Source organism: Pyrobaculum organotrophum (assembly GCF_055384425.1).
Window position 1 is genome coordinate 1,523,273 of sequence record NZ_AP042430.1, and the last position, 17,764, is coordinate 1,541,036.

Annotated in this window: 20 protein-coding genes; 8 read left to right on the forward strand and 12 right to left on the reverse strand. The window is 57.8% G+C overall.

Annotation, left to right across the window (positions count from 1 at the left end):
- The first annotated feature begins 38 nt into the window (after nt 1–38).
- From ACZ49R_RS09300 to ACZ49R_RS09310, 3 genes are all read left to right on the forward strand, one after another.
- On the forward strand, nt 39–494 hold the full coding sequence (locus ACZ49R_RS09300; RefSeq protein WP_464732854.1) for a hypothetical protein: 456 nt from the start codon (nt 39–41) through the stop codon (nt 492–494).
- 14 nt (nt 495–508) lie between these two features.
- Nucleotides 509–1,504, forward strand: coding sequence for a COG1361 family protein (locus tag ACZ49R_RS09305; protein ID WP_464732855.1), 996 nt, complete (start codon nt 509–511; stop codon nt 1,502–1,504).
- A gap of 138 nt (nt 1,505–1,642) precedes the next feature.
- Nucleotides 1,643–2,764, forward strand: coding sequence for an ABC transporter permease (locus tag ACZ49R_RS09310; RefSeq protein WP_464732856.1), 1,122 nt, complete (start codon nt 1,643–1,645; stop codon nt 2,762–2,764).
- On the opposite strand, the gene ACZ49R_RS09315 is transcribed toward ACZ49R_RS09310, so the two are convergent.
- Nucleotides 2,765–3,238: an NUDIX hydrolase gene (locus ACZ49R_RS09315; protein ID WP_464732857.1), complete on the reverse strand. Its 474-nt coding sequence runs from the start codon at nt 3,236–3,238 to the stop codon at nt 2,765–2,767.
- Nucleotides 3,239–3,345: 107 nt separating this feature from the next.
- Nucleotides 3,346–4,581, reverse strand: a complete 1,236-nt coding sequence (eif2g, locus tag ACZ49R_RS09320) for a translation initiation factor IF-2 subunit gamma (protein ID WP_464732858.1) — start codon at nt 4,579–4,581, stop codon at nt 3,346–3,348.
- A 73-nt stretch (nt 4,582–4,654) separates the two neighbouring features.
- Here eif2g and ACZ49R_RS09325 point away from each other — a divergent pair, with 73 nt between their 5' ends.
- The 3 genes from ACZ49R_RS09325 to ACZ49R_RS09335 are packed head-to-tail and all read left to right on the forward strand — an operon-like array spanning nt 4,655 to nt 9,101.
- On the forward strand, nt 4,655–5,698 hold the full coding sequence (locus tag ACZ49R_RS09325) for an ABC transporter ATP-binding protein (RefSeq protein ID WP_464732859.1): 1,044 nt from the start codon (nt 4,655–4,657) through the stop codon (nt 5,696–5,698).
- Nucleotides 5,695–7,497: an ABC transporter permease gene (locus tag ACZ49R_RS09330; RefSeq protein ID WP_464732860.1), complete on the forward strand. Its 1,803-nt coding sequence runs from the start codon at nt 5,695–5,697 to the stop codon at nt 7,495–7,497. Before ACZ49R_RS09325 ends, ACZ49R_RS09330 begins: the two co-directional genes overlap by 4 nt.
- A 56-nt stretch (nt 7,498–7,553) precedes the next feature.
- Nucleotides 7,554–9,101, forward strand: a complete 1,548-nt coding sequence (locus ACZ49R_RS09335; protein ID WP_464732861.1) for an ABC transporter substrate-binding protein — start codon at nt 7,554–7,556, stop codon at nt 9,099–9,101.
- Here the strand turns inward: ACZ49R_RS09335 and ACZ49R_RS09340 are convergent.
- The 5 genes from ACZ49R_RS09340 to ACZ49R_RS09360 are packed head-to-tail and all read right to left on the reverse strand — an operon-like array spanning nt 9,098 to nt 12,216.
- A complete protein-coding gene (locus ACZ49R_RS09340) occupies nt 9,098–9,307 on the reverse strand; it encodes a hypothetical protein (protein ID WP_464732862.1) in 210 nt (69 codons plus the stop codon). The genes ACZ49R_RS09335 and ACZ49R_RS09340 overlap by 4 nt on opposite strands.
- A 21-nt stretch (nt 9,308–9,328) precedes the next feature.
- Nucleotides 9,329–9,526: a hypothetical protein gene (locus tag ACZ49R_RS09345; protein WP_464732863.1), complete on the reverse strand. Its 198-nt coding sequence runs from the start codon at nt 9,524–9,526 to the stop codon at nt 9,329–9,331.
- Nucleotides 9,493–9,672, reverse strand: coding sequence for a hypothetical protein (locus ACZ49R_RS09350; protein WP_464732864.1), 180 nt, complete (start codon nt 9,670–9,672; stop codon nt 9,493–9,495). The genes ACZ49R_RS09345 and ACZ49R_RS09350 overlap by 34 nt, the downstream gene beginning before the upstream one ends.
- A gap of 27 nt (nt 9,673–9,699) precedes the next feature.
- Nucleotides 9,700–10,854: a hypothetical protein gene (locus tag ACZ49R_RS09355; protein ID WP_464732865.1), complete on the reverse strand. Its 1,155-nt coding sequence runs from the start codon at nt 10,852–10,854 to the stop codon at nt 9,700–9,702.
- A 3-nt stretch (nt 10,855–10,857) separates the two neighbouring features.
- A complete protein-coding gene (locus ACZ49R_RS09360) occupies nt 10,858–12,216 on the reverse strand; it encodes an AAA family ATPase (protein WP_464732866.1) in 1,359 nt (452 codons plus the stop codon).
- A 29-nt stretch (nt 12,217–12,245) separates the two neighbouring features.
- Between ACZ49R_RS09360 and ACZ49R_RS09365 the strand changes: the two genes are divergently transcribed.
- Nucleotides 12,246–13,151 (forward strand): GP88 family protein, encoded by a 906-nt coding sequence (locus tag ACZ49R_RS09365; RefSeq protein ID WP_464732867.1) that lies wholly within the window; start codon nt 12,246–12,248, stop codon nt 13,149–13,151.
- A gap of 148 nt (nt 13,152–13,299) precedes the next feature.
- Here the strand turns inward: ACZ49R_RS09365 and cas6 are convergent, their stop codons facing one another.
- Nucleotides 13,300–13,668: a CRISPR system precrRNA processing endoribonuclease RAMP protein Cas6 gene (gene cas6 / locus ACZ49R_RS09370; protein WP_464732868.1), complete on the reverse strand. Its 369-nt coding sequence runs from the start codon at nt 13,666–13,668 to the stop codon at nt 13,300–13,302.
- Nucleotides 13,669–13,696: 28 nt separating this feature from the next.
- Here cas6 and ACZ49R_RS09375 point away from each other — a divergent pair, with 28 nt between their 5' ends.
- Nucleotides 13,697–13,906: a hypothetical protein gene (locus ACZ49R_RS09375; RefSeq protein ID WP_464732869.1), complete on the forward strand. Its 210-nt coding sequence runs from the start codon at nt 13,697–13,699 to the stop codon at nt 13,904–13,906.
- A 566-nt stretch (nt 13,907–14,472) separates the two neighbouring features.
- On the opposite strand, the gene ACZ49R_RS09380 is transcribed toward ACZ49R_RS09375, so the two are convergent.
- The 4 genes from ACZ49R_RS09380 to ACZ49R_RS09395 form a co-directional block, all read right to left on the reverse strand.
- Nucleotides 14,473–15,621, reverse strand: a complete 1,149-nt coding sequence (locus ACZ49R_RS09380) for an MFS transporter (RefSeq protein ID WP_464732870.1) — start codon at nt 15,619–15,621, stop codon at nt 14,473–14,475.
- A gap of 398 nt (nt 15,622–16,019) precedes the next feature.
- Nucleotides 16,020–16,259 carry a hypothetical protein gene (locus ACZ49R_RS09385; protein WP_464732871.1) on the reverse strand — a complete coding sequence of 80 codons (240 nt, stop codon included), beginning with the start codon at nt 16,257–16,259 and terminating at the stop codon, nt 16,020–16,022.
- A 66-nt stretch (nt 16,260–16,325) separates the two neighbouring features.
- Nucleotides 16,326–16,685, reverse strand: coding sequence for a DUF3782 domain-containing protein (locus ACZ49R_RS09390; RefSeq protein WP_464732872.1), 360 nt, complete (start codon nt 16,683–16,685; stop codon nt 16,326–16,328).
- A gap of 579 nt (nt 16,686–17,264) precedes the next feature.
- The gene (locus tag ACZ49R_RS09395) at nt 17,265–17,576 is read right to left on the reverse strand and encodes a hypothetical protein (protein WP_464732873.1); all 312 of its coding nucleotides are present in this window, start codon (nt 17,574–17,576) and stop codon (nt 17,265–17,267) included.
- Between the last annotated feature and the right edge of the window lie 188 nt (nt 17,577–17,764).

Sequence of the window (17,764 nt, forward strand, 5' to 3'; positions counted from 1 at the left end):
TATAGGTACAAGTCTGGGGTTTTAACAGACGGCGTAGAGTGGGTGGACTACCTAGAGGTGGAAGTGCCCAACTACCCGCCTCCCAAGGCGGAGGCCGTGGGCTCTCTATATCTGGGGGCCAGGGGAGGATTCTGCTTAGGGTTTGGGACAGCTACCGCTACCTGGGGGTTGTGGAGGTTTCGGCAGTTGGCGCAAGGCTCTACAGTCCCGCGGTGTATTATGGCGACGTCGACAATCTCACGGCGTATTTAGACGTAGCGCCGCTGGACTACTCGGCATCGCTTGTGGTCACCGTCAAGGCTAGGGACGCCTTGGGGAGGGAGGTCGCCGTCTCTAGGCAAGTGCCTCTTTCTGTACAGCCGAGGCCCGCCCCTAGGCTAGAGGCTTACCCCCTGTGGCTTCCGGCCGGGGGGTGCGGGAGGGTGCGCATCTCGGTGTCCTACCCCATCCCCTTAACGGCACGGTGTATACGCCTGACGGGTCCGCGCCGCTGACCGGGGGACACGGCGTGGTGTACACTACTGTCTGCGCCGCAGGAGGTTACGCCACCGTCCCCGTGACCGTCCAGCTGGACACGGGGGCGGTGGACAGAGCAGAGCTGCAGTTGCCCGTATACCCAATTTCGCCGTTTCCCCTCAACGTCACTGCGCAACCGGGTGTTTTGACGGCGGGGGACATCAACAAGGTGTCTATCTACGTCACAGCTCCCGGGCCCTACGTGGGGGAGCTGTCTGTCGCCGGGGCGGCCTCTCTCACGGGGACGCCTGTCAGATTTTCGGGAAACGGCACGACGAGAGTCGACCTTCTGCTCATCCCCACCTCCGGCGTCGTCACCATCGACATGGCCGTGTCTGCTGGGGGCTACACTGCGAGAAGCTCGGTGGCGCTTGTGACGTCGCAGAAGGCGCCTCTAGAGGTGTATGTTGAGCCGCAGGAGGTGGCGGCCGGCGGTAGTCATGTGGTGAAGGTGACGGTGACGCCTAGGGTGAACATATCTTATCTCGTGATCACCCTCTACCCAGTGTCTGGGGCGGTGTTTCCACAGACCACGTTCCGTCTCGGAGCCCGGGGAGGGGCCGTGGAGCTCCCCATACAAATCCCCGCAGATGTGGTGGGGAACGTGGCCATTGGCTACAGAGCCGCCTACACCCTGGCCTCGGAGGTTTCTGGCGAATACAGCGGGACTCTCTACCTAGTGGCGCTCCAGAGACCGCAACTCTACATACAGACCTCGGTGGTGCCGGAGACGCCTAGGGCAGGAGAGCCGTTCTACCTGGCGGTTAGGCTCTTTAACGCAGGGGGAGTCGATGCGAGAGACGTCGTTGTAAATGTAACAGGCGCAAAAGTTGTAAAAGCCCCGCCCCCGCTGGGAGCAATACAGCCGCAGGGGAGCAAAGACGCAGTCTTCACCCTAGTAGCCGACGGGGCGGGGCTGCGCAATATCACCATCACGGCTATTTACAAAGACGTCTTGGGGGGTCCTACGCGGCGCGAAGCGCCGTAGCTCTCTACGTCAACGCCAGCGCGCCGTCTGCCGCCACACCACCTCAGCAGAGCGGCGGGTCGGAACAGACGTGGCTCGTCTTGGCCGCGCTCACAGCATTGGAAGCCGCGGTAGTGGTGGTCGGCTTGTGGAGGGGGCGTGTTGCCAGACCTCGCTAGGCTGGCTTGGCAGTCTGTCAGAGAGAGGGCTGGAAGGTCGGCACTTGCGGCTATGGGCGTCTTCGTGGCCTTTCTGGCGCTGGCCGTGGCGCTGTCTGTGGGGGAGATGGCGAAGTCGGCTGTGGAGTCGGCCTTCCAGCAACTAGGCCTAAACACAGTATGGGTTATGGCCCAGAGGGGCTATTTCACGGAGGCGGACGCGGCCACGGCCGCGGCTGTGGCGAAGGAGGGGGTGGTGATACCCATAGCACAGGACTTTGGAGTACTCAGGTTGCCGGACGGGACGGAGCGCGCCGTGACGGTGTACTACATTCCGCCTCAGTACCTAGGGCTCCTCCTGCCTAAGGAGGCTTTGAGAAGCGGCCAGCTCTACGTCGGAGGGCCCCTGGTGATGGTAAACAGCCGCGTTCGTATGGCCGGCGATAGGCCGGCGGCGCCCGGGTCCCCCATGACGCTGACGAAAAGCGACGGAAGTGTCGTCGAGGTGGTGGCGGCGGGCACCTTCGAGTCAACGGGCTTTATCGGAGGCGCAGACGTGTTGGCAGACAACGCCCTGTACCCGGAGAGGAGGTATATAATCCTCTACATAGCGGCCAGGAGCCCCCAGGCCGCCGAGGCGCTGGCCCAGGCGCTGAGGCCCTACTTCCCAGACGCCGTGGTGATCACGCCCCAAACTCTGGCTAGGCAGGTCGGCCAGCTGGTTTCTGTTGTACAGGTGGGCCTGGGGGTGCTGGCGGGCATCAGCTCGTTGGTCACCGCGATGTGGCTCTACGACACTGTGACAATATCTATCCTCCAGAGGACTAGGGAGATAGGCATCATGCGTGCAGTGGGGTTCAAGAGGAGACACGTCATAGCCATGCTACTGCTGGAGACCTTCATAGTAATGGGGATCGGCGTAGTCGCGGCGCTTCCCGTGTTGGCCGCGGCCTCGGCTATCCCAATATCGCTAGGCCCCGGCCTATACCTCAAGCTGGCCATATCGCCAGTTGCGGTTGGGGCGGCCACCGCCGTGGTGATCGGCGCCAATATCCTCGGCGTGCTCCCGCCCGCCTACAGAGCCAGTAGACTCAATATTGTCGACGCTCTGCGCTATGAATAGTTAAAACAAGCCGCAGTCGATAAGTTTTTTCAAAATCCTGTAGGTGAGGCCCCAGACGATCCACCCGCCTGTTTCAAAGGCGGTCTCTCCCCTCCAAGTGATTTCTCTAAGCTCATCTCTGCCAACCCAACGCGCCTCTCTAACCTCCCTCGGATTTGGCCTAGGCTCTCCGACCCACCTCGTGAATATAAATGGGACAACTTTAAGCCAGGGTGCGTTTCTTGGAGAAAACGGGGGGAGGGCCCCTGCGACGTCTGTTGCTTGTATAGACACCTCCTCCTCGATTTCTCTAACGGCTGTCCCCAAAAGATCTTCGCCAGGTCTCCACCTGCCTCCGGGAAATGCGACATGGCCAGACCAGGGGTCTCCATCTCTCTCCACCCGCTTAATTAACAGCACTTTTCCGCTCCTTAGCAACACTCCCACAGCCGCCCAGTCGGGCCCCCCGGCGTGGTTTACCCTAAGTAGACACACTAAGAATATGAAAATTCAAATATATACATTTAAGTCCATATGGCAATGAAGACGACTTGCCCCCTCTCGATTGGTGAGATCTATTCCGCGGACTGAGCCCAATGCGGCTATTCGAGCGCTACTGTGCCTCCCTTTAAGACTCCGTAGTTTGTCACAATCCACCTATTTCTGACCTGTCTAATAACAACAACTTTTGACCCCTGTTCGGCACATACAGCTTTTTTCAAAGCTATAGTAACCAAATCCTTCTTGACAGCTTGTACTACGCCAAACACTGTGGCGGGGCCCACGGCAATTAATACAACTTCTCCCTGTCTAAAAGGCTCTGTCTTACCCTCTATAGATCTAGGGATGGGCTTGGTATCTATTTCAACAGTAGTCCACACGGGGGGGAGGGCGCCGGGTTTTCCAGCGACTGCCCCAGCGAGGGCATCTGCCTTAGTAAGCGCTGGGTCTAGGCCAGTCATAATGCCGACAAGCCCCCCGGGTCTCGCCTCATTTACTTTATAACCGCCGTATTCAATACTCAAGACTTTTGTCATTATCGGTTGGTAGCCGGGCTTGGGTTTATCCACCTTTAGCCCAGGCCTAATCTCGATTTCATCTCCAACTTTTAACACCCCCTGGAGGAGAGTGCCCCCGAGTACTCCGCCTCTGAGCTTCTCGGGGGGAGTGCCCGGCGGGTTTACGTTAAAACTCCTGAGTACAGAAAACCTCGCGGGTTTTCCAAGTTCTGCTTCACGAGGCGGCACAGTCTTGGCGATATAGGTGGCTAAGACGTCTATATTTACTTTATGTAGAGCAGAAATAGGCACTATCTTAGCCCCCTCTGCCCACGTCCCAGCTAGAAATTTCTTTATCTGTTCGTAGTTTTCCAACGCCTTCTCTTTGGCCACCAGATCTATCTTATTTTGTGCGACAACTAGCCTCCTCACGCCGATAATGTCAAGGACGGCGAAGTGTTCCACTGTCTGAGGCTGGGGGGCGGGCTGGGAGGCGTCTACTACAAGCACAGCTCCATCTACAACAGCTGCGCCAGAGACCATAGTCGCCACTAACACCTCATGCCCCGGCACGTCTAATATAGAAATTCTTCTAACAAGCTTGGGCTCAGAGCCGTTTGGACATTTGTTGTTTATCAATATGCCGTCTGTATAGTAATACTCTTCGCCGCAGTCGTAAATACCGACTTGGGCATAGCCCAACTTTATAGTCATGGCCTTTTTAATCTCCTCACTGTGTTTCATAACCCACACGCCAGACAAAGCATATGTAGTCTGGGTCTTCCCATGGTCGACATGACCCGCCGTGGAGATTATGGCGTCTGGATAGACAAATGTCATGGCAGCATCTACGACACTGTTTATATACTTAACTCGCAGGCCATAGTTTATATATCTTAGCCATATTGACAATGTGACTATTGTACGTCTTGAAAAACTTCGGAAGGTTTTTGACAACAGAGTAGTGGCTGTAGATGACGTAGATCTCGTAATAAACGACGGGGAGATACTAGCCGTGTTGGGGCCGTCTGGCTGTGGAAAAACCACACTCCTCCGTCTCGTGGCCGGGCTAGAGGAGCCCACCTCCGGCAGAATATACTTCAACGACCGCGATGTTACAAAAATACCAACCCAAGAGAGAAACACGGCGATAGTCCCCCAGACCTGGGCCCTCTGGCCTCACATGACAGTTTTTGAAAATGTCGCCTACGGCCTCCGTTTAAAGAAAAACCAACTTAACCTTACAGAGAGGGAGATAAAGAGACGGGTAGAGGAGGTTTTAGAATTAGTGGGGCTTGCTGAATTAAGCAATAGAAGGCCTTTCCAACTGTCTGGGGGGCAACAACAGAGGGTGGCTCTGGCGAGGGCGTTGGTAGTCCAGCCAGAGGTCCTCCTCTTAGACGAGCCTCTGGCAAATCTAGATGCAAAACTCAGGGTGGAGCTTAGAGAAGAGGTTAGGAAAATAGCAAAAAAACTCTCTATCACTACGCTATATGTCACACACGACCAAGAAGAAGCTATGGCCGTAGCCGACCGCGTTGCTGTGATGAACGCCGGGAGAATACTACAAGTGGGAACCCCCGAAGAGATATACCATAAGCCTCAAAACCTCTTTGTCGCCACATTTCTAGGCAGGTCAAACCTATTCCGTGGGCGCGTCGTAGAGGCCAAGGGAGAAGTTGCCGTAATAGACATCGGCTTTATTATAACAGCAGAGGCCCCACAGAAAGTTTCGCAAGGAGACGAGGTGTATGTAGTAATAAGGCCAGAGGATATATATATGGGATCCGGCGGCGTGAGATGCTCTATCGAAGACGTAGTGTTCCTAGGCAGATTCTACCAGACAACTCTGAGATGTAGCAACAAGACGCTCAAAGCCGAGGGGCCGAAGCCGCCGGCGCGTTCCGGCGAAGAGATCCAAATAGAAATCGCCAGAGCGTGGGCTTTTAAGACATGAGATTTATCAAACTCTCGACGACATTGGGGTATACATACCTAGGGCTCTTCTTAGTGGCGCCGATAGTCTTTATCTTTTGGCAAGTCCTCGCAGGGATAGGCGAGATATACACATCGATAACAGACCCCTTTTACATAAACCTCTCTCCCGACGCCTTCTCTAACGCAATATATATCAGGCCGACAGACCCGCCTACTCTTGTAATACGGGGGCCAGACCTCGGTGTGATTATAAACAGCCTCTGGGTCGCCCTCCTCGTCGCCGCCGTCGACACAACGCTGGGTTTCGCCCTCGCCTACATCCTCGCCAAATACGTCTTCCCCGGCAGAACAGCCCTAGGCCTCCTAGCCACCCTCCCCCTAATCGTTATGCCCTTTGCCACAGCCTACGTCGTGAGGAAGTTTTTAGACCCACGCTGGGGCACTTTAAACTGGATACTAAGCGCCTTCCTCCCCCTCCGGATAGAGATCTCTGGCTTAGCCGCCGTAGCTGTCGTACAGATCTTAATGTTCCTTCCCATAGCGTACTTAAATATCTACGCCGCACTCACTCGAGTCGACCCAACGCTAGAGGAAGTGGCTGCGAATCTAGGCGCAGACGAACGGCGGACAATCCGCGACGTAGTGCTCCCCCTCTCCACGCCAGGTCTCGCCGCCGCCTTCGTCCTCGTCTTTATCTTCGCCATAGACGATGTGGCAGCCCCCATAATATTCCAAGACGACCCAGCCGCTCGGAAACTCCTCTCATACCAAGTCTACTCTAAGTTTCTAGACCAACTACGTGGGCAGATAAGCCCAACTGCGGCCTTCCTCGCCCTGATCCTCCTCACAATCTCAATAACAGCCTTCCTTGCCGTGAGGAAATACGTCGGGCTGAGACAATACGCCATGTTGATTAGACAGCTCAGGCCGAGGGTTTACAGGCCAGGCCCCCTGGGCAAAGCCGCAATATATTTAATCGCCTTTCCCCTAGTCCTCACAGCGGCGGCCCCCCTCATAGGCGCAATAGCGCTAGTCTTCGCAGAGAGGTGGACTACTACTCCACTCCCAGAGGCGCCTTCGTTACAAAACGCCGCGGACCGCATAGCCGAGGTTTTCCAAAACTCACTATTCCTCCGAGGCGTGATAAACACAGTCTACTACGGAGTTACGGCCACCCTCATAATGGTGGGTATAGGGCTGTTAATCGCTCTGGCCGCGGCTAGATCTAGAGGACCCGCCGCAGACGCCCTAGACGCCTTGGCCACGATGCCCATAGCCATACCTGGCCTCGTCGTGGCCTACGCCTACTTCCTCACCTCACTCCAAGTGTCGACATTTCTCAAGCCCACGGCCCCCGCCCTCGCCCAAGCCCTCGACCCCCTCCGCCACCCCGAGCTCTATCTAATCGTGGGCTACTCCGTCAGAAAGCTCCCCTTCGTAGTCCGTAGCATATACGCCGGGCTACAGCAGATCCACCCCTCCATGGAGGAGGTGGCCATGAACCTCGGCGACGGCTACCTAGGCGTCCTGAGGAGAATACTGGTGCCCCTCCTCAAGACCAACATACTCAGCGGGGCGCTGATAGGCTTCGTCTACGTCACCAGCGAGGTATCCCTCAGCGTCACCCTCGGCGCCCTCAAAGGCGTGGGGCAAGACACCGCCATGCCTATAACAGCCTTCATGCTGGAGAGGTTCGAAAGCGGCCTCTACGGCGTCCAGGAAGCCGCCACCCTAGGCCTCGTCCTCGTGGTGATACAAGCCGCCGCCATAGCCCTAACCACAAAGGTGCTCAAGACAAGATACGGCTTCGTCCTCTAGGTACTGACGCGCTTATCGCAAGATAACATTTAAAATCTATGGAGTAAGAAAAATCCATGAACCGAGACCTAACCGTAGGTCTAGCCGCCTTTTTGATGCTGATAGCGTTCGTAGCCGCCCAGGTCCCATCGACAAACCAAACAAATATAAACGCCACTACCGCGCCACAACCCCAAACATGCGACACCATTGTGGTGATAACGAGACATCCAACCGATATCCTAGACGCCACGAGAAAACTTTTCCTACAGAGCGACGTGGCAAAGAGATACGGCATTAGAGACGTGGTGTTTAAGCCGGTCCCCGCCGCGCAGTGGAGGGCCTTGATCCAGGCCGGCCAGGCGGACGTGGCGTGGGGAGGGGGGCCGACGCTCTTCGACTCGCTGTATAAAGACGGCTTGCTCTTGCCGCTGGAGGGGGACGAGGTGAAGAGCGCGCTAGCCCAGATACCCAAGACCATCGCGGGGATGCCCATGATGCGCGTTGGGCCAGACGGCAAGGTCTACTGGGTGGCCTGGGCCGTGTCCAGCTTCGGCATCACCATAAACACGCAGGTTCTCAAGGACCTCGGCCTCCCCGAGCCGAAGAGCTGGGCAGACCTTGCCTCGTTTGAGTACGGGAAGGCAGTGCTGAGGGGTACCCCGGCCGCCGGCCTTTCGTCGCTGACTAAGTCCACCAGCAACACGAGGATCGCCGAAATCATCCTCCAGGCCTACGGCTGGGACGAGGGGTGGAGGGTGATTACTCTCACCGCGGCCAACGGCAGGATATACGGCAGTAGCGAGGGCGTGAGAGACGCCGTGATCGCCGGCGAGATAGGCGCCGGGTGGACCATCGACTTCTTCGGCTACACGGCCCAGCTCCAGAACCCGGCGACGAGGTACATCGTGCCCAACGACACCTCCGTCAACGGGGACCCCATCGCCGTGGTGAAGGGCACAAAGTGCCGGCGGGCGGCCGAGGCCTTCGTGGCCTGGGTCATCACCCAGGGGCAGGTGGTGGTGTTTGACCCCAAGGTGAACAGGATGCCGGTCAACCCCAGCGCCTTCGATACGCCCGAGGGCAAGAAGAGGGCCGACCTAAAGGCCGTCTACGACTACATGCTCCACCTCAGGACTATAAACTTCAACGACACCCTGGCCCTCGCAACCGAGAACGTGGTGATGTACTACTTCGACGCTGCTGTGACGGACAACGCCCAGCTCCTCCAGGACACTTGGGCCAAGCTGGTCAAGGCCTACCTCGGCGGGAGGATAGACAGAGCCAAGGCCCTGGAGCTGGCCCGGCGCCTGGGCGAGCCCGTCACCTTCAAGGACCCCGACACCGGCCAGATGGTCAAACTGACGCTGGAGTACGCCATGAAGATCAACGACAAGCTCAAGGATCCGGCCTACCGCGACAAGATATACGCCGCGTGGAGAGATGCCGCTAGAGAAAAATACCAAGCCATAGCATCCGAAATATCCCAACTCGCCACATTCACACCTACTCAAACCTCCAAGCCATCCGAGAGCCCGATGATAGAAAGCGGATTAATCATACTGGCCATACTCATTGTAGCGCTCGCAGTAATTCTCACCAGATACAGAGGGAAAAAGGCCTAGCCCCCTTTTTCTACCCTCAACTCCTCCAAGGCCTTCCTCAGGGCGGAGCAGATGTCCTCGGCTGTGAAGCCCTCTCTCGCCATCTGAGCCACAAAGAGGCCGAGGAGCGTAGGGAGGTCAGACACGGGGCCCACCGCCACAGCCTCTCTATCTCCAGACTTATAGACAAGCCTAGCCACAGGGCCCTGCCTCTCCACCCTAAGCATAGTGGGAAAAAGAGAGGAGTTTTAATCTCTTACCGGCCGGGGCGGCCCGGGGCACACCACCACCCTACTGTAGCCCCCCGCCTCCACCACGGCAACAGTCCCGTTGCCCACCCTACACACCCTCTCTGACCCAGCCCTCAAGAAGTCGAAGGCGCAGAGCACCCTCCCCGACCCATCAGCCACAGTCACATTACGCAGATCCACGTAGGCAGACACCACCACATACCCCCATAGCAGAAGGCCGAAAAAGGCGCCTGCGGAGCCGCCATCCTCCCCCGCACATCAAGATAAAAGGCCAGGGCCACCAACGCGATGATGAGAAGCGCCACCCCCACCAGAGCCACACAAACTCTAAGCAAATCCATGAAAAGCACTACATAGATATATAAATCTTATAATGACCTCTCCAACAGTCTCATCACATCGCCGATGTGTTTTTCCCTGGCCTCATCTGCGGTAGCTCCATAAGCCGGGTCTATCCTCAGGGGGTATATGGCGCGGCCGTCTTTCATACGGATCGGCTTGCCGCTGTTTGCCCATCTAACTGCCGCCTCCTCTTCTTCATCCTCAGCCTCTTCCTCCGACACGGCTGGATATACCAATATCCCAATTTTTGCACCGTATTCGCACATATATGTCATCACTTGAAAGCGGCCTCTTGCGATGTAGCCCGGCCTGTCTGAGTATTTGCACTCCACCACAGCTTTCACATCGGCGTTTGCGACAGTTAAATCCGGCCTCCCCCTCACCTCGTCCCCGGCGACCTCCTCTATTATGGAGTGGTGCGGCAACGCTCTGTTAAGATACACCGCCAGGGTTTTACCGTCCCTTTCAACTAAGACGGCGCGTTTTTCCACGTCTACGCCCACCGTCCTCCAACCCAAGCGCCGTAGGGCTTCTAACACAAGCATAGCTATATACATCTCGTATAGGCGCCAGTTGACGAACTTCAACGCCTTTCCAACGCCCCTCCTCCTCCCCACGTATATTTCTCCCTCCACAAGCGCCTTGGCTGCCCTGTAGATAGCCCAACCCTGTCTCAGCCAAGGCGGCCCCTCTCTTACGTCTACTGTCGTTCTGCCATACGCCTTGGGCAACCTCTTGGCGATCCGCCTTAGCCTCTTGACAGCCTTCATCACCTCCTCGTCGACAGCGGCCTCCCTCCCCCACTTCGATACTTTCAAGGCCATGCGCCGCAGTATCCCATACTCAGGCGCTTGAAGCGAAGGGAGGTACGTCAACGAGGCATATACTCCCGCAGGAAGAACAGCCACAGTCCTCCCCACGTCTAAGGCGCCGAAGATCTCGTCACCGTATACGACAGCGAATTCCCTATAAACCAAGAGGTCTCTAAGTGCGGCCTTCACCACTCCCGTCATCGCATTTACAAACACGGCCAACAACGCAGAGACTACTGCGTATCTCTCTTCCTCCGACTCGCCCAGGAGCTTCGTGACTTTTCTCCACTCGACGTAGTGTTTTACATACCAACGCGCCGCCAGCTCCAACAACCGTCTATCTCTACGCCGCCACTCAGCGGACCCCACGGGCTACGCCCTGTGTCTCTTCCTCAGGGCGAATCCTCCAGACGACATCTCGATCAGCTCTTCAGCCCGCGGCTCAGCAAGACCCAGGACCTTGTATGCGTCTCTAAGCCTCTTGGCGTGAATTAACGCGCTGGGCGGAATGTCGCCACCTCTATTCATGTTCTGATATGCGCTGTAGAGCTCGCCATCGGCCTTTAGAACATCCTCTCCGATCTTCTCGAATCTCACGATAGTGAATCTCCTCAAGAGAGCCTCCCCCAGCAGAAACAAGTTTCTAACGTCGCGTGTGTTCATCGTAGCTAACACCCTGATCCTCTTGAGGGGGGCGTCTCCCATCTCTCTATAGTTTCGCAGGAAGGCCCTCGCCTCTTCGTCGGCCTTATCGCCATATCCCTCGATCTCCTCCACCAGCGTCTTGGGTATTTCCCAGTCTTCGGGACTCGGCGATCTGAAGATAGAGAAGAACTCGCCAAAGGCCTTATCTGCATCTGCCCTATTTATCTCGTCGATTATGAGGAGAAGGGGCCTCCCGCAGTTTCTGGCGGCCCTGTTGTACGCCTTAATCAACAAGCCGCTCTTCCAGACGACGGAGCCCTCCCTTATGGTCTCCCCTCCAACCACATCACGCCTAAACCACAGCGCGTTCGCAGTGGCCAAGATATAGTCGCCCCCCGTCAGCCTCTTGGCAAACTCCACTGCCAACGTCGTCTTCCCCACCCCTGGCGGACCGACAAGCAACACGTTACCAGCGTACAGCGCCGCCCCCACCTTCTCTGCCACGCCGGGATACATGCCGCGTAGCTCCTCAACGGCCATCTTGAAGGGGGCCACCTCTACGCCGCCTTTACACCTAGGTACAACATAGTTCCCGCTCCTCCTCGCCAGATCTAAGACAGCTTCAACTATCCTACAGTCCACCTCGTGAAGCGACCCAGGCGCCTCAATCTTAAGCAGAAAGCCTTCCCCGCCCTCTAGATAGGCAAGGACATCGATGAAAAATTTGTAGTTCCACCCCTCTTCGCGTCTGTCAGGCCAGTACTCGCACCGGCACCAATCCACAAGGTCTTCCTTCGAAACTCTGCCGATAGCTACCACCCTTGAGTGGTACCACCCCGGCGATCCACTTGACGTTGGCACTGCCAACACATACACCTCCCCCAGTCTCTCAACGGTCTCCTTTAGCTTCTTAAAGTCCTTATACTGGGCAAACGCCCATAGGATTTTGCCATCTTTCTTCTTTGCCTTTAAAACCTCTAGACATTGGGGATCGCACTGGTCTGGATAGCGCGGCTTGAGCTCGCCGGCGATCTGCGATAGCGCGAAGTGCCAGTTTGTGGCCGTGCCCCTTATTATAAAACACATAAAGTTGAAATTAAAAGCCGATCTAATATGTGTTAACGTTATTTGACAGACGCATCGGCGGAAGGACGTTGAGGGAGCTTGCCTGGGAGCTCTACAGAGGTGGGGCCTACAGGCCGCCCCGCTCTGAGCTGGAGCTCGCCCAACTGGTCCAAATCCAGAGGAGGATCTCGGGGGGCATGCCGGTGCCCAAAATGCCGTATGTCCCCGGCAATAGGAAGGTGGGGAGGATATGGACCTTCGACCTCCCGCCGGTTCTGACATGCCCCTACGCCACCTTCTGCGGGAGGCCGGGGTCCGCCGGGCTCTACCGCGGGAGGGGGCTGGTATGCTACGACATAAACATCGCCAGGTACAACCCCCTACACCTCTTGAGGGAGTACATCAACTTCATCCACGTCGTGAGGGAGGGCTACAGCTGGCTTAGAGACTGGACCCGCTTCGTCGTGGAGTTTAGGGGGGCGGAGATAATTAGGTTTCACGTAGGCGGAGACGTATTCTCAGACTGGTACTGGGGCTACCTTAAGAGGCTGGCGTCCGACTTCCCCCACGTGACGTTCTACCTCTACACGCGGTCATTCCCCATAGTGGCGGCGTCGCCAGAGCGGCCACCCAACCTAGTAGTCCTCATGTCTCTAGACGGGGCCAACTACAAGGCCTATGAGAAATACGGAGCCTACTTCGACCACATTACATATCTCGCCGCTGGCGAAGACGCAAAGAGCCAGATCCCCACGATAGAAGCCCTGGCTAAGTGGGCCGCCCAAAACGGCAAGAGACTCATCATATTCCTAGAACACAGAAGACTCTCACAGCTGAGACAAGCCCTGGAGAAATACAGCCAGTACATCTGCCCAAACGAGCTAGGCGTAAATACGACATGCGAAAAGTGTAAACGTTGCTTCGCGCCCCCAAGGGACAGACATTTTACGGCTTAATACGGCAAAAGTCTGTTCCACATGCTAGCTCCGATTTGACATTCCGCGTTGGGTAACGCTGTCAGCGCTATTTTCATAGTAGAGCACACATGACGCCGACCGAGCTCTGTGTGCGATAAGCAGTTGGATATTTCTTATAGGCGATGACTCAGCTCTTTCCGTGGGACTCTCGGCCGTCTCCTACGGCTACTCCGAATTGTACGGCGCCTAGCCCAATCCTGCGGCTCTTGCCCAAGCCCAGAAAGTTGGCAAGTGAAACATAGTACGAGAGCTTGTCCATGTATCTGTCGTCTTGGACGACGTACTTCGCGGTGCCGTAGAAGCCGTAGAGCGACCTTCCTACGTCGTACTTTACCTTCACGACGCAGCTGGACCTGGGGCACCGGAGGTCGGCAAGATCGACGTATTCATGCACCCAACGGATGAACTTAACATCTAGCTTCTTGACGAGCCCGAGCTTATACGCCACTATGATAAGCCATGGGGGTCTTCTAGGCCGGTGGTATTGTGCTTTCACATCGCCTTTGGTAGTTGGGGAGTTGTGTGTGTTTCGGGAGGGTGAGGTTGTTGAGGTTGTGCGGAGGTTTCTAGTGGGGGCTGGCTATATGTTGTGTTTTTGGGCGTCAGGTCGGGGCCAGAGGTTGTGGCGTATAGAGGGGGGACTTTTGGTTGTTGAGGTGAGGGGTGTGCCTACTGATGTTAAGGTTAGGGGGAGGGGTGTGGGGATGCCTAAGAGTAAGGCAACGGTGCGTTAGCAGTTTTAGAATTGGCTTGCGGAGGTGGTGGCCGAGCTTATGGAGCGTAAGTACGAGTTGGCGGTTGGCAGAGGGGGGTGGGTGAGGCAGGTTAGGGAGTGGGTGGGAGTGCCGTGTCGAAGATGAGGTGGGTGCTTTTGGCTATCATGAGGAGTATGTTCGCGTGTTTAGGAGGGGGCACGCGATGGCTAGCTGTGGGCACGAGATCTGGTTGGCGAGAGAAGATGAGATGCAAGTGCTGATACCTGGGGTCATTTGGGGTGTTGCCCTCGGCAGTAGGCAAGCCATAGGCCTGGGCTTTAGGAGCACTATGGAACGCTGTTGTCCTTGGGCCAACTTGGTAGGGAGCTAGGCCTCGTCTTAGGCGGCCTCTCGTAGACACGGCTATCTACCGCCGGAGTGAGCCGGTTCCGTGTGTAGACGCGGCGGTTGTTGCCTCTTGAGAATATTGCCATATCTCGCGTTAAGTCTCGCCTTGGCTGTTGGGGGGCGCCGTGCGGAGACGTCGGCGTGTTATGCGGAGGTCTCCTTCACAGTAGTGCGGAGGGGGTTGCGGCGTGTCGTCGCTAGGCTCCGTCTTCTTCTCTTAGTTTGAGGAATAGGTAGCCTGCGGTTGCTGTGAAGGCGGCTGCGATTGGCATCAAGAGGGCGGGGTCCGCTTCTATGAGGTATCCGGCTAGGGCGGCTGAGGGCGTCGCCGTTATCCTCATGGGTATGTTGGCCACCGCGGGGGTAGTGGCCTCGCTCCCCTCCGCCGCTGCGCCCGAGATGTAGGAAGAGCGCGCCGTTCCGCCTATGCCGACCATGGCGTTGTAGAGCATGTAGAGGGCGATGAATGTGGCTCCGTTGGGGGCCAGGGGGAGGGCGGCCAGTAGGGCGCCCGAGGCGAATCTGCTCACGGCCGAGGCCTTGACCATCCCGAGCCTTCTGACGAGGGCGTGGGCGAGGAGCGAGGCGGTGGAAAAGGCTAGGTTGCCCATGGCGAAGATGGCGCCGATGGCGGCCCTGCCCACCCCCAGGTAGACATTTATCCACAGGGAGAGTAGGGGGTTGGAGAGGCCCACGCCTACTCCCGCCAGGAGCTGGCTGAGGGAGTAGACCCGGACGGTGTCGGCCCTCTTGGCGATTCCAGCGAGGGGGTTTACGCGCCGCAGTGCCTCGTCGCGCCCCAGCAGGAGTAGCACGAGGAGGGCGGCCACCGAGACTGAGCCGGCGAAAAACGCCACGGCCTCACGCAGGTTCAACAAGCCCGCGAGGAGCGAGCCGGCGATCCCGCCTGAGGTGGAGAGGAAGTTTATGACGCCCAGATCCCTCGTCCTTTCGAGGGCGCCGCGGGCGTTCCTCCTCACCAGCGCCATGACGAGGGGCGCGAAGCTACCCCTGGCGGCGCCGGGGCCCAACATGCCCAAGCCGCCGAGTCCCAGAGCTACGGCGATCGCCCAGGGGTTTTTCGCGGCGCCCAACACGAGGAGCGCGGCGGCGAAGGCGGTCTCGCTTATGGCGAGGCCCCTGGCGTGGCCCACCACGTCGCCCAACGCGGCGTAGAGCACAGAGGAGCCCAGAGAGATGAGACTTGCCACCGCGACGGCCGCCCCCGCCGCAAAGGCGCTCCCCGTCAAGCTCTTCAGATGGAGGGGCACGACGACTGCCAGATAGCCCGTGGCCAAGCCCCTCAAGAACCTCTCTAGGCCTAGAGCCGCCATGTGTCGCCGCATACTACCAGTCGCCCGCCGCCTTTTAACTGTTCCCCCGGCTCCAGGCCGCCGTGGTGGGCCGCCAGCCGCTTTTAGCAAAAGCCGCCGCGGAGCGACTCAAGGCCCCCGGCGCCTGGGCCTCCGCCGCAGGCCGGCGGCTGCCCCAGCGGGCTGGGTGCCCCTGCGTCAGCTTGGCTGACCTGGCCTTGCGACGGGCCGCCAGTGCAGAGGGCGGTCCCCCTCCGCCGCCGGCTCAACGTGGCGGCTGGCGCCGCCCCTGGCCGTGGGGGGCCCGGCTGGCGGCGGCAACCGGCGCTCCTCCGCCATCGCCTGCTACGCCCGGTGGGCATGCGGTGGGTTTTATGCGTCGACGCGTTGGACTGTTCGGCGGGCCGCGGCTGGGGGCCGCCTTGTGGGTGCTACACCACCTTGGGGGCTCTTACCTCGACGCCCAGCTCTCTGGCCAGCTCGAGGGCCCTCTTTCTAATCGCCGGGCCTACGGTGAGGAGCTTGAGCCTCACCTTGTTAACTCTCTCGTAGAGGAGGCCCTCTCTGTATAGCTCGGCCACGTCTCCGCGGTCGATACTGGCCTTGTACTCGACGAGGATGTGCTCACCGTCCCTGATGAGAACGTCGATGGCCGAGGGGCGGCCGGACACGAAGCCCTCGCCGTCGTAGTAAGTCCAGCGCTTGATTTGGTAGATCTTGAGCAGGTCGCCAAGCAGTTACTTGATGGACTCCCTAAAGGCCTCCTCGGTGAACAACCCATGGCGGTAGCCAAGCGCCGTCGCCGACGACGTCAGCCTCTCGATGCTGTTCTGCATGGCGTGTATGGCCTCGCTGTGCCTCCTGACGTCCTCAGTCAACGCCTCCACGGCCTTCCTCAGCTCTTCGACTGCGCTCCTCAGCTTGTCGATCTCCTCGCTGTGTTTAGCCACGACGTCTCTCAGCTCGCCCACGGCCTTGATTAGGCTGTCCAGGGACGTCCTCAGGTCCGCGATGCCCAGCAACCCCACCACCGCATATCTAAACTCCTCGTCTTCCCTCAACGGCCTCAGAAGCTCCCGTTTCAAGTCGAGGCCCACGTCTAGCTGGGTGAGCCGAAATTTAAAAACAAATCCGCGCCTCTCCAACTCCACAACGACACTTCGGCGTCAGGCTGAGGGGATGCCTCCCGGCCGCGCCGGGCGGGGGTGTGCTTATCTCCACAGCCGGCATGCCCGGCTAGCCGCTCTTTGGCTCCGAGGGGGGTTTTCTAGGTCCTCCTCCGCTCCACCGCCGCGAGGGGGCGGCCGTCTAAGGCGTCTTGACATTCAGAGAAGGGGGACAGGCTCTACGTGGGGGGCTACCAACGTCGTCTTTTCAGCAACTTCTGAGCCGGTGCCTCCTCTCTGATTTGACAACGCAAACTACAAGCCTCGCCCTTTAGGGCAGGGAGGGGGTCGTACAAGACCAGTCCCTACCTCCGGACTGCAGGGTCGTTAAACTGATCATTACCTCCTACCACAACAAGAAAGAGAAGCAAGGCTACATCAGCGACTGCCCAGCGACTGGGAGGTGGGAGAATGCTAGATGAACGTCCTCGCCCATGTCTAGCCGCCTTTTGTGTTGACTGCGGTGTTTGCCGTGGAGTGTTTTGTGCAAACCGGCCGATCCGGCGAGACCTATATTCGGATGCCCACACTTGCTATGTTCTCCCTGATTCTCACCAGCTCTTCTCTGGCCCGGGCCATGTTCTCTTTTATAGCGGCGATGTCCTTCTTGATGTCATCCAACTTTCTATTCACATCATCCAGCCTTTTGTTTGCGATGTCCAACTTTTTGTTCATGTCGCCCATCATCTTGACGGTGACGAGGAGGAGGGCCGTCTGGAAGTCCTCCCTCGAGATCTTCTTCTGCAGATAGGCTTGCACAGCGGTCTCTAGGGCCTCCTTGGCGGCCTTGCCCAAAACGACCGCAATTAAGTTCTCAGCCACATTCAATCCGCCGCCCCCTTATATAAGCCTTTCGGGGCGAAATCCATCCTGCCGACGGCTCCGGAGGCCGCCGCCTCTGGCACCGCGACCATCGGTTTGTGGGTTGACGTTTACGTCGGAAATTCTATTAAGTTCTTTTTAAAGGGGAGTTTATCTCTTTGTGGAGCTGGGGGAGTATGTGGCTCTTC

Bases quoted from the DNA above. Each gene is read 5' to 3' on its own strand.
- eif2g (WP_464732858.1), bottom strand. From the start codon at position 4,581: ATGACATTTGTCTATCCAGACGCCATAATCTCCACGGCGGGTCATGTC.
- ACZ49R_RS09330 (WP_464732860.1), top strand. From the start codon at position 5,695: ATGAGATTTATCAAACTCTCGACGACATTGGGGTATACATACCTAGGG.
- ACZ49R_RS09335 (WP_464732861.1), top strand. From the start codon at position 7,554: ATGAACCGAGACCTAACCGTAGGTCTAGCCGCCTTTTTGATGCTGATA.
- ACZ49R_RS09340 (WP_464732862.1), bottom strand. From the start codon at position 9,307: ATGCTTAGGGTGGAGAGGCAGGGCCCTGTGGCTAGGCTTGTCTATAAG.
- ACZ49R_RS09350 (WP_464732864.1), bottom strand. From the start codon at position 9,672: ATGGATTTGCTTAGAGTTTGTGTGGCTCTGGTGGGGGTGGCGCTTCTC.
- ACZ49R_RS09360 (WP_464732866.1), bottom strand. From the start codon at position 12,216: ATGTGTTTTATAATAAGGGGCACGGCCACAAACTGGCACTTCGCGCTA.
- ACZ49R_RS09380 (WP_464732870.1), bottom strand. From the start codon at position 15,621: ATGCGGCGACACATGGCGGCTCTAGGCCTAGAGAGGTTCTTGAGGGGC.